This window comes from Hydrogenophaga sp. (assembly GCF_018780385.1).
GTDB lineage: Bacteria > Pseudomonadota > Gammaproteobacteria > Burkholderiales > Burkholderiaceae_C > Hydrogenophaga.
Genome location: NZ_JADMJO010000139.1, coordinates 1 through 14,950, shown reverse-complemented (window position 1 = coordinate 14,950; position 14,950 = coordinate 1). Strand labels below are relative to the sequence as shown.

Annotated in this window: 13 protein-coding genes; 5 read left to right on the top strand and 8 right to left on the bottom strand. The window is 65.6% G+C overall.

Annotation, left to right across the window (positions count from 1 at the left end):
* The 4 genes from IV113_RS24830 to IV113_RS24815 all read left to right on the top strand — a co-directional run.
* Nucleotides 1-1,356 (top strand): thiamine pyrophosphate-dependent enzyme (locus IV113_RS24830; protein WP_291090922.1); only part of this gene is annotated, 1,356 nt, incomplete at its 5' end.
* Between the two features lie 91 nt (nucleotides 1,357-1,447).
* Nucleotides 1,448-3,058: an indolepyruvate oxidoreductase subunit beta family protein gene (locus tag IV113_RS24825; RefSeq protein ID WP_291090920.1), complete on the top strand. Its 1,611-nt coding sequence runs from the start codon at nucleotides 1,448-1,450 to the stop codon at nucleotides 3,056-3,058.
* 59 nt (nucleotides 3,059-3,117) lie between these two features.
* Nucleotides 3,118-4,116: a tripartite tricarboxylate transporter substrate binding protein gene (locus IV113_RS24820; RefSeq protein ID WP_291090919.1), complete on the top strand. Its 999-nt coding sequence runs from the start codon at nucleotides 3,118-3,120 to the stop codon at nucleotides 4,114-4,116.
* Nucleotides 4,117-4,172: 56 nt separating this feature from the next.
* Nucleotides 4,173-4,415, top strand: coding sequence for a glutaredoxin domain-containing protein (locus tag IV113_RS24815; RefSeq protein WP_291090917.1), 243 nt, complete (start codon nucleotides 4,173-4,175; stop codon nucleotides 4,413-4,415).
* A 27-nt stretch (nucleotides 4,416-4,442) separates the two neighbouring features.
* Here IV113_RS24815 and IV113_RS24810 read toward each other — a convergent pair whose 3' ends face one another.
* A complete protein-coding gene (locus tag IV113_RS24810) occupies nucleotides 4,443-4,844 on the bottom strand; it encodes a VOC family protein (protein ID WP_291090915.1) in 402 nt (133 codons plus the stop codon).
* A gap of 182 nt (nucleotides 4,845-5,026) precedes the next feature.
* Between IV113_RS24810 and IV113_RS24805 the strand changes: the two genes are divergently transcribed.
* On the top strand, nucleotides 5,027-6,745 hold the full coding sequence (locus tag IV113_RS24805; protein ID WP_291090913.1) for a hypothetical protein: 1,719 nt from the start codon (nucleotides 5,027-5,029) through the stop codon (nucleotides 6,743-6,745).
* Nucleotides 6,746-6,757: 12 nt separating this feature from the next.
* Here the strand turns inward: IV113_RS24805 and urtE are convergent, their stop codons facing one another.
* The 7 genes from urtE to IV113_RS24770 all read right to left on the bottom strand — a co-directional run.
* The gene (gene urtE, locus IV113_RS24800; RefSeq protein WP_291090924.1) at nucleotides 6,758-7,450 is read right to left on the bottom strand and encodes an urea ABC transporter ATP-binding subunit UrtE; all 693 of its coding nucleotides are present in this window, start codon (nucleotides 7,448-7,450) and stop codon (nucleotides 6,758-6,760) included.
* A gap of 594 nt (nucleotides 7,451-8,044) precedes the next feature.
* Nucleotides 8,045-8,920, bottom strand: a complete 876-nt coding sequence (urtD, locus tag IV113_RS24795; RefSeq protein WP_291090911.1) for an urea ABC transporter ATP-binding protein UrtD — start codon at nucleotides 8,918-8,920, stop codon at nucleotides 8,045-8,047.
* Nucleotides 8,917-10,050: an urea ABC transporter permease subunit UrtC gene (gene urtC / locus IV113_RS24790; protein ID WP_291090910.1), complete on the bottom strand. Its 1,134-nt coding sequence runs from the start codon at nucleotides 10,048-10,050 to the stop codon at nucleotides 8,917-8,919. Before urtC ends, urtD begins: the two co-directional genes overlap by 4 nt.
* Nucleotides 10,047-11,597: an urea ABC transporter permease subunit UrtB gene (gene urtB / locus IV113_RS24785; protein WP_291090908.1), complete on the bottom strand. Its 1,551-nt coding sequence runs from the start codon at nucleotides 11,595-11,597 to the stop codon at nucleotides 10,047-10,049. Before urtB ends, urtC begins: the two co-directional genes overlap by 4 nt.
* Before the next feature lie 212 nt (nucleotides 11,598-11,809).
* Nucleotides 11,810-13,102, bottom strand: coding sequence for an urea ABC transporter substrate-binding protein (gene urtA / locus IV113_RS24780; protein ID WP_291090906.1), 1,293 nt, complete (start codon nucleotides 13,100-13,102; stop codon nucleotides 11,810-11,812).
* 209 nt (nucleotides 13,103-13,311) lie between these two features.
* On the bottom strand, nucleotides 13,312-14,271 hold the full coding sequence (locus IV113_RS24775) for an alpha-E domain-containing protein (protein ID WP_291090904.1): 960 nt from the start codon (nucleotides 14,269-14,271) through the stop codon (nucleotides 13,312-13,314).
* A 26-nt stretch (nucleotides 14,272-14,297) separates the two neighbouring features.
* The coding region (locus IV113_RS24770; protein ID WP_291090902.1) for a circularly permuted type 2 ATP-grasp protein at nucleotides 14,298-14,950 on the bottom strand (653 nt) is incomplete at its 5' end.

The following is a 14,950-nucleotide window of genomic DNA, read 5'->3' as shown; positions in this document are numbered from 1 at the left end:
TACAACACGCTGATCCGCGCGCTGCAGCAGTTCGGCCTGGCCGATGCCTTCGGGCAGACCGCCATCCCCATGCTGGTGCTCAACGTCACCTGCCCTCTGGTGCCCGAGCAACTCACCAACTTCTGCCTGGGCAAGCGCGCGGTGCTGCTGCTCGAAGAAGGCCAGCCCGAGTACATCGAGCAGGAGCTCGCCACGCTGCTGCGCCGGTTGGACATCCAGACCCCGCTGCACGGCAAGGACATGCTGCCCAACGCGGGCGAGTACACGGCCGAGGTCATGGCCAACGGCCTGGCCAAGTTTGTGGGCCGTTACCTGCAAGACCCCGCCACGCAGGCAGTGACCGAGACTGCCCGCGCCTGGCTGCAGGGCAACCAGACGCGCCGCGCCGAGTCGGTGCAGCAGCTCTCGGCCCCGCTGCCAGCGCGCCCGCCCGGCATGTGCATCGGTTGCCCGGAGCGGCCGGTGTTCTCCGCGCTCAAGCTCGCGCAGCAGGACACGGGACCGGTGCACATTGCGGGCGACATCGGCTGTCACGCGCTCGCCACCTTCGAGCCGTTCTCCTTCGGCCACTCCATCCTGGGCTACGGCATGAGTCTGGCCAGCCGCGCGGGCGTATCGCCGGTGATGAAGCGGCGTGTGTTGTCGGTGATGGGTGACGGCGGCTTCTGGCACAACGGCCTGCTCACCGGCGTGCAGAGTGCGCTCTTCAACGGCGACGACGCGGTGTTGCTGATCTTCAAGAACGGCTACACCTCGGCCACCGGCACGCAGGACATCATCTCCACCCCCGATGACGAGGCCAAGGACAACGCCACCGACAAACAGGCCAGTCTCGCCCACACCAACCAGACCATCGAGACCACGCTCAAGGGCCTGGGCGTGAAGTGGATGCGCACCGTGAACACCTACGAAGTGGACACCATGCGCGCCACACTCACCGAGGCCTTCGGCACGCCGTTTCAAGGGCTCAAGGTGATCGTGGCCGAGGGTGAATGCCAGCTGGAGCGCCAGCGTCGCATCAAGCCGTGGATCGCCAATCTGCTGAAGAAGGGCGAGCGGGTGGTGCGCGTGAAATACGGCGTGGACGAGGACGTGTGCAATGGCGACCACGCGTGCATCCGCCTCTCGGGCTGCCCCACGCTCACCTTGAAGGACAACCCCGATCCGCTCAAGGTCGACCCGGTGGCCACCGTCATCGACGGCTGCGTGGGCTGCGGCCTGTGCGGCGCCAACGCGCACGCGGCCACGCTGTGCCCTTCGTTCTACCGAGCCGAGGTGGTGCAGAACCCCAGGTGGCACGAGCGCCTGATCCATTCGCTGCGTGGCAGCGTCGTTCGACTCCTCCAGCCGGCCTGATAGACATGTGCCCCCACGCTCCTCACTTCGTGTATTCGCTGCCCCCCGAGGGGGCTCGGTCCTCCCTTGGGGCGGCCCGGCGGGAGACCCCATGACCAACAACCAACAACCCATCTCCCTGCTGCTCTGCGCCCTCGGCGGCGAAGGCGGCGGCATTCTCACCGACTGGCTGGTGGAGGCCGCGCGCCACGCGGGCTACGCGGCGCAGGCCACCTCCATCCCCGGCGTGGCGCAGCGCACGGGGGCCACCACCTACTACATGGAAGTGTTTCCGGTGCCCATGGCACAGCTGGGGGGGCGCAAGCCGGTGTTTGGCCTGAACCCGCTGCCAGGCCGACTGGATGCGCTGGTGTCTTCAGAGCTGTTGGAGACCGGCCGCCAGATCACCAACGGTCTGGCCTCGGATTCGCACACGCTGGTGATCACGTCGTCGGCCCGGGCATTGACCACTGGCGAGAAGATGGTGATGGGCGACGGCCGGCGCGATGCCACCGAGTTGATCAACCTGGTGAACACCCACAGCCGTGCGCGTCACGTGCTCGACATGGCCGCGCTCACGAAGCAAGCCGGTACCGTGGTGAGCGCGGTGATGCTGGGCGCCATTGCCGGCAGCGGCCTGCTGCCCTTCGCGCGGCAGGACTTTGAAGCCGTCATCGGCACCGGCGGCGCCAGCGCCAAAGCCAGCCTGCGCGGCTTCGCGCTCGCGTTTGACGCGGTACAGGCCCAACGTGCCCAGGCTGCGTATGTGGAGCAGGTGCTCGCACCCGAGCCCGCCCCTTCCGGGCCGCAACTGCCCGCCGCGCTGGCGCGCGAGTTCCCATCCGAAGTGCACCCACTCATGGCGCTGGGCCATGCCCGGGTGTGTGAATACCAGAACGCCGCCTACGGCACCCTTTACGCAGCGCGGCTGCGGCGCGTGCTCGAAGCCGAGAAGCGCACCGACCCACAAGGTGAGCACGGCTGGGGCACCACCGTGGAGATGGCGCGCTGGGTCGCGCTGTGGATGGCGTTCGACGACATCGTGCTGGTGGCCGACCTCAAAAGCCGCGCCAGCCGCCAGGCCCGCGTGCGCAGCGAAACCAAGGCCGGCAACGACGACCTGCTGCGCGTGTACGACCACTTCAAGCCCGGCGCGCCCGAGTTCGCCGCCATGCTGCCCACCGCCATGGCGCAGCGCGTGCTGGCTTGGGACCGCAAGCGCGTGGCCGCCGGCAAAGCGCCGTGGGCTTTGCCGCTGAAGATCGGCACGCACTCGGTGCTGGGCATGCTCGCCTTGCGCGGCCTGGCCGCCACCAAACGCCTGCGCCCCATGGGCAGCCGCTTCCAGGCCGAGCAGGCCCTCATCGACCGCTGGCTCGCCGCCGTGGTGCAGCTCACCTCCATCCACTGGCAGCTGGGCCACGAGGTGGCGCTGTGTGGCCGGCTCATCAAAGGCTACGGCAGCACCAACGAACGCGGCAAGGACAACCTGCTGCACATCATCGAACACCTCGCCCTGCCCGCGCTCAGCGACCCCACCAGCGCAGCACACCGCTGCCGCGCCGTGGCCGCAGCCCGCACCGCCGCGCTGAGCGACGAAGCCGGAAAAGCCCTGGACCTGGCCCTGCAGCAACACGGCGCACCCGCGCGCCCGGTGAAGGCCCAGCCGATCCGATGGCAGCACAACCCCCGATTGAAAGTGAAGGCCATTGCGCCACACTGAAGGCCACACTGAGCTTTTCCATTCACCGTTGATTTGCCAATACCTACAAGGAGACAGACATGACCCGCACCACCACCCAGCTTTCCCGCCGCTGGCACCTGGCCGGCGCCGCCACCCTGGGCCTCATGGCCCTGGCCGCCGCGCCTGCCGCGCTGGCGCAAGCCTGGCCCGACAAGCCGCTCAAAGTCGTGGTGGGCTTCCCGCCCGGTGGTGCTGCCGACCAGATCGCACGCCTGGTGTCCACACCGCTGGCCGCCGCCTTGGGCCAACCCGTGGTGGTGGAGAACCGCGCGGGCGCCAACGGCAACATCGCCGGTGACGCGGTGGCCAAGGCACCGGCCGACGGCTACACGCTGCTCATGGGCTCGGGCGGCATGGTGTCGGTGAACCCGCACATCTACCCCCGCATGCCCTTTGACCCGGCGAAAGACCTGGTCCCCGTGGCCTCGGCCGCGCGCGTGCTGGTGTACCTCATGGGCAAGCCCACGCTGGAAGCCAACAACGTGCAGGACCTCATCAAGCTCATCAAGGCCAACCCCGGCCGCCTTGTGTATGGCTCAGCCGGCAATGGCAGCTCGCCCCACCTGGCTGGTGAAATGTTCAAGAGCCAGGCCGGCCTGTTTGCGGTGCACGTGCCCTACCGCGGCGCCGCCCCCGCGCTCACCGACCTCATGGGCAACCAGATCGACTACTACTTCGATCCGGGCATCGGCCTCTCACACGCCAAGGCCGGCCGCACCAAACTGCTGGCCGTGGGCAGCATGAAGCGCTCCCCCCTGTTCCCCGACGTGCCCACGCTGGACGAAGCCGGCCTGAAAGGCTTTGACGCCGACTCGGTGTTCGGCTTCTACGCGCCCGCCGGCACGCCATCGGCCGTGATCACGAAGCTCAACACCGAGATCAACAAGATCCTGGCCACCGCCGCCGTGAAAGACCGCGTCACTGCGCTGGGTGGCGAAGCACTGGCGCTGACGCCGGCCGAGTTCGGCAAACGCGGTGCGGATGATTCGCAGCGGTTTGGCGCGATCATCAAGGAACGGAAGATCACGGCGGAGTGAGGGGGTTGGCGTTGGGGAATGCCGACCGGGCTCACCCCCCCCCGTAAACTCCCCCCATGCAACCCAAAATCACCATCTATTCCAAGTCCGCCTGCCCGCAATGCGAGTCGGCCAAGATGCTGCTCAAGTCCCGCTCGCTCGGGTTTGAAGAGATCAAGATCGATGACGAGACAGAGCGTCTCGCGTTCTACGAGAAGTGCGGGCCGTCGGTGCGGCAGATGCCGCAGATCTTCATCAACGACCAGCGCGTGGGTGGTCTGTCGGGCTTGCAGGCGGCGCTGGTTCAACTGGGGCGGTGAGGCCGGCTCACGAGCCGGCATCGCCATTCAAATCCCTTCGCGGGCTTGCCGCTCATAGCTGACGGTGAGCAATTCCCACACGTGGCCGTCGGGCTGGTTCCAGTACACGAGCTTGCCGCCAAACGCGGGATTGACCGTGTGGTCGTCGGGTCCATGCGGGCGACTGCGATACGGAATGCCTGCAGCCTTGATGCGCTCCAGGATGGCATCGAAGTCCACGGAGTCGACCCTGAAGCAGTAGTGCTGCGCGGGAACGGGCTCGCTCCACTGGTCGAAATCCAGCGTGAGTCCGTCGTTGACGTACACCGGTGAGAACGGACCCACGGGGCCTTGCTCCGCCCAGGGCACGCCCAACAATCCTGCGAGCAACCGGGCTGCTGCAACCCTGTCTTTGGATGGAACGAGCCAGTGGTCCAGATGGACTGCCATTGCAATTGCCTCCTCAAGTTCAGCCAGTCGCGGTGAGCACACCACGATTCTGTCGGGATTTTCAGTATTTCGGTATCCCTGTCCAGGCCCGCTCCCTGGCGCCATGGGCTGGCGAGCGGATTCACACGGCGCATCTGGCAGAAGACGATGGACGTCCCTTCCATTTTTTCCTGCCACCCGCCATGCGCTCTACTGCCTCCCCCACTCAACGGATTCAAGCCCTCCGCAGTTCCGCACCGGCCCAGCCGCTGCTGCGCACGGAGATCCGCGCCGCCACGCGTCACGACATCACGCCCAGTCAGGCGCAGGGGCTGTTGCTGCAGGCGCTGGACGAGTTGCAGCTGATCCCCCTCGACGATGCGGACACCCAGCTGCCGGGTCGGTTCCACGAGTCCTTCGTGCAGATCCTTCACATTGCGCGGGCGCAGCATCACACGGTGGAAGAGACGGTGCTCGAGCACATGTCGCACGCGCTGCGTGTGCACTACGCCAACCACGACCGTGTGGCGCATGCCCTGGTGTCGGCCTGGACCTGCGTGGTGCCGCGCGACCCGGTGAAGCTGGTGGTCCAGTTGGTCGACAACCTGGCCTCGGAAGCTGCGCCACTGCCGTTCTGGCTGTCGCACGTGTTGCAACTGCTGCCGCTCTCGGGGCCGTCGCTGGAGCTGCCCAGCGCGCAGCGGCAGGCGCGTGAGTTGTTGCATACCCGCCTCGACGAACTCATACCGGCGCACGTGGCCAAGCGCTTGCAGCGGCTGGAGCAAGACCCGGACCCCCGCGGCCTGGAGCAACTGATTGGCGACCTGGGTCTGCTCGCCTTGGAACAGTCGCCCACGGCGGGGCTGGCACGCGCGGTTGAAATGCCGCCCAAAGACGACGAAGCTCTGGTGTGGTTCTCGCACCAGCATCCGGCGCTGGTGTGCGTGGGCAACATGACCTGCGACGACCACTGGCTGCTCACCCCGCTCGGCCACGCCACGCTCGAGCGCGTGCTCCACCTCTGCACCTTTCTGGAGGCTGGCGCCGCACACCGCCTGCGCCGCCAGATGCTCTACCAGTACACGCACGCCGCGCGGCTGCCGCTGCTGCGCCCCAGCCGCCGCCACCCCTGCCTGGTGCTGGCGCAGATCCACCGCATCGTGCAGACCCTCGACAAGCGCGACGACGCGTGGGCCGATGTGCTGGAGTGGATGGCGCCAGAGCGCTCCGGGCACCACGGCCACCCGTCGAGCCCGTCGCCGCAACACACGGTGTTTGACCTGCTGCTGCTGCCCTCGTTCGATCTGAGCCCGATGCTGGCGCTGCACACCATGCTGGACGCACAAGTCGATCCCACGGTCTGGTTGCCGGGCGTGGTTCGCAGTTGCATGGCCACGCAGCCCGGTCTCTCACGCCTGCTGCGCCCGCTGCAGCATCTGCACGCCACCGCCCACCTGAACCACTGCCTGGTGAACGAGGTGTGGAACCAGTGCCCTCCTGCGCACCTGATGCGGGTCGGCGCTGAAATGGGGCTGACGGTGTTCAACGACCCTTTGAAGCTCAAGGGCCTGACCCGAGATGGCCTGCACGCCCTGGCGCGCACGCAAGCGCGTTTCGGCCCCGGATGGGTGCCCTTCAGCCTGCTCGCTCAGCTGCTGGACGAGGGCAAACGCTTCGGCTGCATCGGTCTGGGTGCGAGCGATGGCGACTGGCTGCTCGCGTTTGCACAAGAGAACGGCCACAAGCTGAAGCCGGGCATGCCGGTTGCGGCGCTGGAGGAAGCCCTGAAGAACCTGTTTGACGTGCTCATGCACCTGGGGCGGGAGGCCGAGCCGGTGGCCCAGGCCTGCCTGCATCTGCTCGACCAGTGGGCGGGGCATGCACCTTCAAGCGGCCATGCCGCTCAAACCGCCAAAGCCTGAAGCCCGGCGGCCTCAGATCGCGACGAGCTGGCGCACGCCCTTGGCCTGCATCTCGCTGCCGGGGCCGCTCGCAATCACTTCACCGCGCTCCATGACCACGTAGCGGTCGGCCAGGGCTTCGGCGAAGTCGTAGTACTGCTCCACCAGCACGATGGCCATGTTGCCGCGGTCGGCCAGCATGCGGATGACGCGGCCGATGTCCTTGATGATGTTGGGCTGAATGCCTTCGGTGGGCTCGTCCAGGATCAACAGCTTTGGCCCCGCCGCAAGCGCCCGCGCAATGGCGAGTTGCTGTTGCTGCCCGCCCGAGAGGTCGCCACCGCGGCGGCCGAGCATCTGCTTGAGCACGGGGAACAGTTCAAACAGCTCGGGAGGAATGGGCGTGTTGCCTTTTTTGTAGGCCAGGCCCATGAGCAGGTTTTCCTGCACGGTGAGGCGCCCGAAGATCTCGCGGCCTTGCGGCACAAAGCCCATGCCCATTCGGGCGCGCTCATACGGCGTGGCGCCGGCAATGGGCACGCCATCGAGCGTGATGCTGCCGCTCTTGATGGGCACCAGGCCCATGAGCGATTTCAGGAGCGTGGTCTTGCCCACGCCGTTGCGGCCCAGCACCACGGTGACTTTCCCCAGCTCTGCGGTGAGGTTGACGTTGCGCAGGATGTGGCTGCCGCCGTAGTACTGGTTGATGTCTTTGACTTCCAGCAGGCTCATTTCTTGTCCTCTTTGAAGTTGTGCTTTTGCTGTCGTGGCAGGCCGGGTCTCGGCCCGGCGGCCGACTCACTTTCTTTTGCTTCGCCAAAAGAAAGTAAGCAAAGAAAAGGCGAGCCGAAGTCCGGGGCCCTGCGGGCTTCCTTGCGCTGCTCGTGTCGCGGGGGAGGTCCGCAAACTTGTCCGCTGCGCGGCCTTCGGCCATGCGGACCTCTGATCCCCGCGCCCCTGCGCGGCTCAGCCCGGCCACACGGCAGCAAGCGGGATCGGGATCGGACTTCCTCTCCGGCTGGCATGTCTTGCTCCCTCTCCCTCCGGGAGAGGGTCGGGGTGAGGGCTCCCCCTGCCGTCATTCGCTGGCGAGTAGCGCAGGAGCGCCCGGACAAGGGGCGCACATGTCCGAAGGCTGCGTAGCAGACAAGTTTGTGCGCACCCCGGGCGATCCGAGCAACGCAGCGTGCCCGAAGGGCCAGCGAATTCGGCTCGCCTTTTCTTTGCTTACTTTCTTTTGGCGAAGCAAAAGAAAGTGAGTCGGCCGCCGGGCCGAGACCCGGCCTGCAACGAAAGCACAAACCCAACGAAGAAGCGAGATCAGCGCCCAAGGTAAACCTCGATCACGCGCTCATCCGCCTGAACTTCGTCCAGCGTCCCTTCAGCCAACACAGCCCCATCACAAAGGACAGTGACCTTCTCCGAAATCGTGCGGATGAAGCTCATGTCGTGCTCCACCACCATCAGCGAGTGCTTGCCCTTGAGCGTCAAGAACAGCTGCGCGGTGCGCTCGGTTTCCTCGTCGGTCATGCCGGCCACCGGTTCGTCCAGCAGCAAGAGCTTGGGGTCCTGCATCAGCAGCATGCCGATCTCCAGCCACTGCTTTTGCCCGTGGCTCAGGTTGCCGGCCTGGCGGGCGGCGCTGTCGGTGAGGTGGATGGTCTGCAGCACTTCGCCCAGGCGGTCTTTCTCCTGCCCGGTGAGACGGAACACCATGGAGCGGTGCACGCCCTTGTCGGTGGCCAGGGCCAGCTCCAGGTTCTCGAACACGCTGAGGTGCTCGAACACCGTGGGCTTCTGAAACTTGCGCCCGATGCCCATGGCCGCGATCTCGGCTTCGCGGTAGCGCAACAGGTCGATGGTGCTGCCAAAGAACACGTGGCCCGAGTCGGGTTTGGTCTTGCCGGTGATGATGTCCATCATCGTGGTCTTGCCCGCGCCGTTGGGGCCGATGATGCAGCGCAGTTCGCCGGGCGCGATGTCCAGGCTCAGGTTGTTGATGGCCTTGAAGCCGTCGAAGCTGACGTTCACGCCCTCCAGGTACAGGATGCGGCCGTGCGCGGTGTCCACCTCGCCGGGGGTGACGAGCCGCGAGAAGCCCGCAGCGCGGCCACCCGATTCGGTGTTGCCGGCCAGACCAGCAGAGGCGATCTTCTCCAGGCGGCGCGCGCCCTCTTCCATCAGGTCGGGTGTCATGCGCGTTCTCCCTTTGCGCCGCGAAGCTTCTTCACCAGGCCCACCACGCCTTGCGGCATGAAGAGCGTGACCACGATGAACAGCACGCCCAGGAAATACAGCCAGTACTCGGGAAAGCTCACGGTGAGCCAGCTCTTGGCGCCGTTGACGATGAAGGCGCCAACGATGGGGCCGATCAGCGTGGCGCGGCCACCCACCGCGGCCCAGATCGCGATCTCGATGCTGTTGGCCGTGCTCATCTCGCCGGGGTTGATGATGCCGACCTGCGGCACGTACAGCGCACCGGCAATGCCGCACATCACCGCCGAGATGGTCCAGATGGTGAGCTTGTAGGGCAGCGGGTTGTAGCCGCAGAACATGACGCGGCTCTCGGCGTCGCGCACGGCCTGCAGCACGCGGCCAAACTTGCTGTTGACCAACCAGCGCGCCCACAAAAAGAAGCCCAGCAGCGTGAGGCCGGTGATGATGAACAGCGTCATGCGCATGCTCGGCGTGGCCAGGGGAATGCCCAGGATGCGCTTGAAATCAGTGAAGCCGTTGTTGCCACCAAAGCCGGTTTCGTTGCGGAAGAACAGCAACAACGCAGCGAAGGTGAGGGCCTGCGTGATGATGGAGAAATACACACCCTTGATGCGCGAACGGAACGCGAAGTAGCCGAACACGAAGGCCACCACACCGGGCACCAGCACGATGAGCAGCAAGGTGGCCATGAAGCTGTCACTCAGGGCCCAGTGCCAGGGCAGTTCCTTCCAGTCGAGGAACACCATGAAGTCGGGCAACTCGCTCTTGTAGTTGCCGTCCAGTCCGATCTGGCGCATGAGGTACATGCCCATCACGTAGCCCCCCAGTGCGAAGAACAGGCCGTGGCCCAGGCTCAGGATGCCGGTGTAGCCCCAGATCAGATCCATGGCCAGTGCGCAGATGGCGTAACACATGATCTTGCCCAGCAGGCCGACCATGTAGTCGCTCAGGTGGAAGGCGCTGCCCGCGGGCACGAACAGGTTGAGCAGTGGCGCCACGGCGCACACCACCAACAAGGCGACCACGAAGGCGCTCCACCCGGTGCGGGTGAGCAGGGGGCCGGGCTGGGGCAGCGGCACGTTGACAGGGATGGTGGGTGTGGTGCTCATGCTTCAGCGCTCCGGCCCTTCATCGCGAAAATCCCTTGAGGCCTCTTCTGAATGAAGATGATGATGAAGACCAGCACCGCGATCTTGGCCAGCACGGCGCCGGCCCAGCCTTCAATGAACTTGTTGAGCATGCCCAGCCCCAGCGCGGCGTACACCGTGCCGGCGATCTGGCCCACGCCGCCGAGCACCACCACCATGAACGAGTCCACGATGTAGCTCTGGCCAAGGTCGGGGCCGACGTTGCCGATCTGGCTGAGCGCGCAGCCTGCCATGCCCGCGATGCCCGAGCCCAGTGCAAACGCGTAGGTGTCGATGCGCGCGGTGTTCACGCCCATGCACGAAGCAATCGGCCGGTTCTGCGTCACGCCGCGTACGAACAGGCCCAGCCGCGTTTTGGTGATCATGAGCGTCACGCCCACCAGCACGGCCACCGCGAAGCCGATGATGATGATGCGGTTCCACGGCAGGTTCAGGTTGCCCAGCAGGGTGATGCCGCCGCTCATCCAGCTCGGGTTTTCCACGCCCACGTTCTGCGCGCCGAAGAGGCTGCGCACCGCCTGCATCAGCACCAGGCTGATGCCCCAGGTGGCCAGCAGCGTTTCCAGCGGGCGGCCGTAGAGGAAACGGATCACCGTGCGCTCCATGGCCGCGCCCACCAGCGCCGAGGCAGTGAAGGCGATCGGCAAGGCCGCGAGCAGGTACCAGTCGAAGTACTCGGGCAACGACTCGCGAAAGAAGACCTGCACCAGCCAGGTGGCGTAGGCGCCGATCATGATCAGCTCGCCGTGGGCCATGTTGATCACGCCCATGAGCCCGTAGGTGATGGCCAGGCCCAAGGCGGCCAGCAGCAGGATGGAGCCGAGGCTGATGCCGGTGAAGGCTTGCGCCAGCGTATTGCCCACGGCCAGCATGCGGTCGATGCCCTTGAGCGAATTGGCCAGTGCGGCCTTCACCTCGCGGCTGGTTTCTTTCTCCATCTGTTGCAGCAGCAGCGGGCGCACGATGGGCTGTTGGGCCTCGCCCAGTTTTTGTGCCGCGGCCAGGCGCTGGGCCGGGTCTTCACTGGCGAGCAACACGGCGGCCTGCGCCAGTTCGAGGCTCTGGCGTGCCTGCGCGTCGAGTTCACCGGCCAGCGCCTTGTCGATCAGCGCGAGCTGGCTGATGTCGGGTTCTTCGAAGGCGCTGCGCTGCAGGGTGCGCGCGGCTTCGCGTTGTCGTTCGGGTGGTGCACCCACCAGCTCCATGCCGGCCAGCGCACTTTCCATGGCACTGCGCAGGCGGTTGTTGATCATCACGTCGCCCGCGTCGTCGGGCAACGGCAGTTTTTCGCCAGTCACGGCGTCCACGGCGCCCTCGTCCACCACGATGAAAACGCGTTCGCCCTGCACGCGCACGGCCTCTGCAGCCATGGCCTTGATGAGGGCGGAGGCTTTCTCGTCGGGTTCGGCGGCGAGCTTGTTCAGTGTGTCGATGCGCACATCGGTGTCGCCGTCCACCAGGGCCAGTGCGTCGGCGGGTGTGAGGGCGTGGGCCGCGCTTGCGCCCATCCATATCGCCAAACACAGCCCCAACCAACGGAGCCAACGAATCTTCATGTGAAATCCTCAGCCGACAAAAGCGATCACAGTGGCGCGCAGGCCCGCCACCCAGGGGCATCGAGGGTCCGGCTTCGCCGGCCCCAGATGCCGTCCCCCCTCCCAGCGCCGCAGGCGCGCCAGAGAGGGGGGAAGCCGCGTCAGCGGCGCAGGGGGGTGCTCCTTTACTTCTTCATTTCGGGCACATTTTTCTTGCCCTTGTTCTCGGCAATGAAGTCGCTCCATGGATCGGCGACCACCGGGCCAGGCGTTTTCCACACCACGTTGAACTGACCGTCGGCCTTGATCTCGCCGATGAACACCGGCTTGTGCAGGTGGTGGTTTTCCTTGTCCATGGTGCTGGTGAAGCCACCCGGTGCCTTGTAGGTCTGGCCGGCCATGGCCGCGATCACCTTGTCGGTGTCGGTGGACTTGGCCTTGGTCACGGCCTGCGCCCACATGTTCACGCCGATGTAGGTGGCTTCCATCGGGTCGTTGGTCAGCGGCTTGTCCTTGTGGCCGGCGATGCCCTTGGCCTTGGCGTAGGCGGCCCACTTCTTGGTGAACTCGGCGTTGGTCGGGCTCTTCACGCTCATGAAGTAGTTCCAGGCGGCCAGGTGGCCCACCAGCGGCTTGGTGTCCACACCGCGCAGCTCTTCTTCGCCCACCGAGAAGGCGACCACGGGCACGTCCTTGGCGGACAGGCCGGCGTTGCCCAGCTCTTTGTAGAACGGCACGTTGGAGTCACCGTTGATGGTGGAGACCACGGCCGTCTTCTTGCCTTCGGACGAGAACTTCTTGATCTTGGCGATGATGGTCTGGTAGTCGGCGTGACCGAAGGGGGTGTACTCCTCCATGATGTCGGCATCGGCCACGCCCTTGGCTTTCAGGAAGGCTCGCAGGATCTTGTTGGTCGTGCGGGGATACACGTAATCGGTGCCCAGCAGCACCCAGCGCTTGGCCGAACCGCCGTCCTTGCTCATCAGGTATTCCACCGCGGGGATGGCCTGCTGGTTGGGTGCGGCACCGGTGTAGAACACGTTCTTGCTCAGCTCTTCACCTTCGTATTGCACGGGGTAGAACAGCAGGCCGTTGGCCTCTTCCACCACCGGCAGCACCGACTTGCGCGACACCGAGGTCCAGCAGCCGAAGATCACGGCGGCCTTGTCCTGTGTCAGCAGCTGCTTGGTTTTTTCAGCGAACAGCGGCCAGTTGGAGGCCGGGTCAACGACGACGGGTTCGAGCTTCTTGCCCAGCAGGCCACCCTTGGCGTTGATCTCGTCAATGGCCATCAGCACCGTGTCCTTGAGCACGGTTTCCGAAATGGCCATGGTGCCCGAGAGGCTGTGCAGCACACCGACCTTGATGGTCTCCTGGGCGTGAACCGGCAGGCTTGAGAGGCCACCGAGTGTGGCGACCACGGCAGCGGCCGACAGGGTCTTGAGGGTGAAACGGCGTGAGTTGTGGTGATTGGACATGGCGCTTCTCCAGTGTTTCCGAGGTCCCGTGAGGGGTTGGTGTTGGCGCCGCCGGCTGCCCTCTTCGGGCGTGGCTCAGCGGACAACTGGATGCTAGGGAGGAGCGTCGGGGGCGTATGTACGCCGGGTGGCGTACGTCGAACCTGAGCCCGATGCAATGACGAAGGCCAGCACGAGGCTGGCCTTTTGTCGTTTGAGCTTGACGCCCTTTAGCCCGCCGGCACCAGAAAGTCCTTGCTGATGCGCCCGCCCAGCTCGTTCACCCGGTCGAGGAACTGCGTGAGGAAAGCGTGCAGGCCGGTGGCCAGGATCTCGTCGATGCGGGCATATTGCAGGTCGGCTTTGAGCTTGCCGGCGCGGCGCAGGGTTTCGGCCGACAGGTCGTTGGAGACCACGGTGAGGTTGCTGACCACTTCGTTCAAGCTGGCGGCCAGGCTGCGCGGCATGTCGGCGCGCAGGATCAGCAACTCCGCCACGCGCTCAGGCGAGATCACGTCGCGGTAAACCTTGCGGTAGACCTCGAAGCCGCTCACGCTGCGCAGGATGGCGCTCCAGTGGTAGAAGTCGTACTCCTGATCGAGCTCGCTGGCGTTGCCGAAGAAGTCGCTGTGCACCGCGTGGAACTTCACATCGAGCAGGCGCGCGGTGTTGTCGGCGCGCTCCAGAAAGGTGCCCATGCGGTAGAAGTGGAACGCCTCGTCTTGCAGCATGGTGCCGATGGCCACGCCGCGCGAGAGGTGCGAACGGAACTTGACCCATTCAAAAAACTGGCTCGGGTCGCGCTCGAACTCCTTGCCCTTGAGCACGCGGCTGAGCTCCAGCCAGGTCTGGTTCTGTGTTTCCCAGAATTCGGTGGTGAGCGCGCCGCGCACGGCACGGGCGTTTTCCCGCGCAGCCTTCAGACAGGTGGCGATGCTCGACGGGTTGGACTCGTCGCGCACCATGAAGTCGAGCACATTGCGCGGCGTGATGGCCTGGCCGTACTTCTTGTTGTAGGCGGGCATGAGTTCGCTGATGACGAGCAGCCCCTCCCAGCCCACCTGCGCCACGGCGGCGGACTGCGGCAGCAGCGAGGTCTGGTAGTTGACGTCGAGCATGCGGGCGGTGTTCTCGGCGCGCTCGGTGTAGCGGGACATCCAGAAGAGGTGGTCGGCGGTGCGTGACAGCATGTTGTGTTCCCTTGATCGGTCGGTCTTCAGTCTTCAAGAACCCAGGTGTCTTTGGTGCCCCCGCCTTGGGAAGAGTTGACGACCAAAGAGCCATCCTTCAGCGCCACGCGAGTGAGGCCACCGGGCACCATCTGCACCGTCTTGCCGCTCAGCACGAACGGGCGCAGGTCGATGTGGCGTGGCGCCACCCCGCTCTGCACATAGGTGGGGCAGGTGGACAGCGAGAGCGTGGGCTGGGCGATGTAGCCGCTGGGGTTGGCCTGCACGGCCTTGCGAAAGTCTTCGATCTCGGCCTTGGTGGAGGCCGGGCCGACCAGCATGCCGTAACCACCGGCGCCGTGCACTTCCTTGACCACCAGGTCCTTCATGTTGGCCATCATGTACTTGAGGTCTTCGGCGTCGCGCCCCATGAAGGTGGGCACGTTGTTCAGGATCGGCTTCTGGCCCAGGTAGAACTCGATCATCTTGGGCACATAGGGGTAGATCGACTTGTCGTCGGCCACGCCGGTGCCCACCGCGTTGCAGATGGCCACGTTGCCGCTGCGGTACACGCTGAGCAGGCCTTCGCAGCCGAGCGTGGAGGTGGGCCGGAACACCGAAGGGTCGAGGAAGTCGTCGTCGACCCGGCGGTAGATCACGTCCACCCGCTTGGGGCCGCGCGTGGTGCGCATGTAGACGA

Excerpts from the sequence above, each read along its gene's own strand:
- IV113_RS24825 (WP_291090920.1), top strand. The coding sequence starts at position 1,448 with ATGACCAACAACCAACAACCCATCTCCCTGCTGCTCTGCGCCCTCGGC.
- IV113_RS24820 (WP_291090919.1), top strand. The coding sequence starts at position 3,118 with ATGACCCGCACCACCACCCAGCTTTCCCGCCGCTGGCACCTGGCCGGC.
- IV113_RS24815 (WP_291090917.1), top strand. The coding sequence starts at position 4,173 with ATGCAACCCAAAATCACCATCTATTCCAAGTCCGCCTGCCCGCAATGC.
- IV113_RS24810 (WP_291090915.1), bottom strand. The coding sequence starts at position 4,844 with ATGGCAGTCCATCTGGACCACTGGCTCGTTCCATCCAAAGACAGGGTT.
- IV113_RS24805 (WP_291090913.1), top strand. The coding sequence starts at position 5,027 with ATGCGCTCTACTGCCTCCCCCACTCAACGGATTCAAGCCCTCCGCAGT.
- urtD (WP_291090911.1), bottom strand. The coding sequence starts at position 8,920 with ATGACACCCGACCTGATGGAAGAGGGCGCGCGCCGCCTGGAGAAGATC.
- urtC (WP_291090910.1), bottom strand. The coding sequence starts at position 10,050 with ATGAGCACCACACCCACCATCCCTGTCAACGTGCCGCTGCCCCAGCCC.
- urtB (WP_291090908.1), bottom strand. The coding sequence starts at position 11,597 with ATGGGCGCAAGCGCGGCCCACGCCCTCACACCCGCCGACGCACTGGCC.
- urtA (WP_291090906.1), bottom strand. The coding sequence starts at position 13,102 with ATGTCCAATCACCACAACTCACGCCGTTTCACCCTCAAGACCCTGTCG.
- IV113_RS24775 (WP_291090904.1), bottom strand. The coding sequence starts at position 14,271 with ATGCTGTCACGCACCGCCGACCACCTCTTCTGGATGTCCCGCTACACC.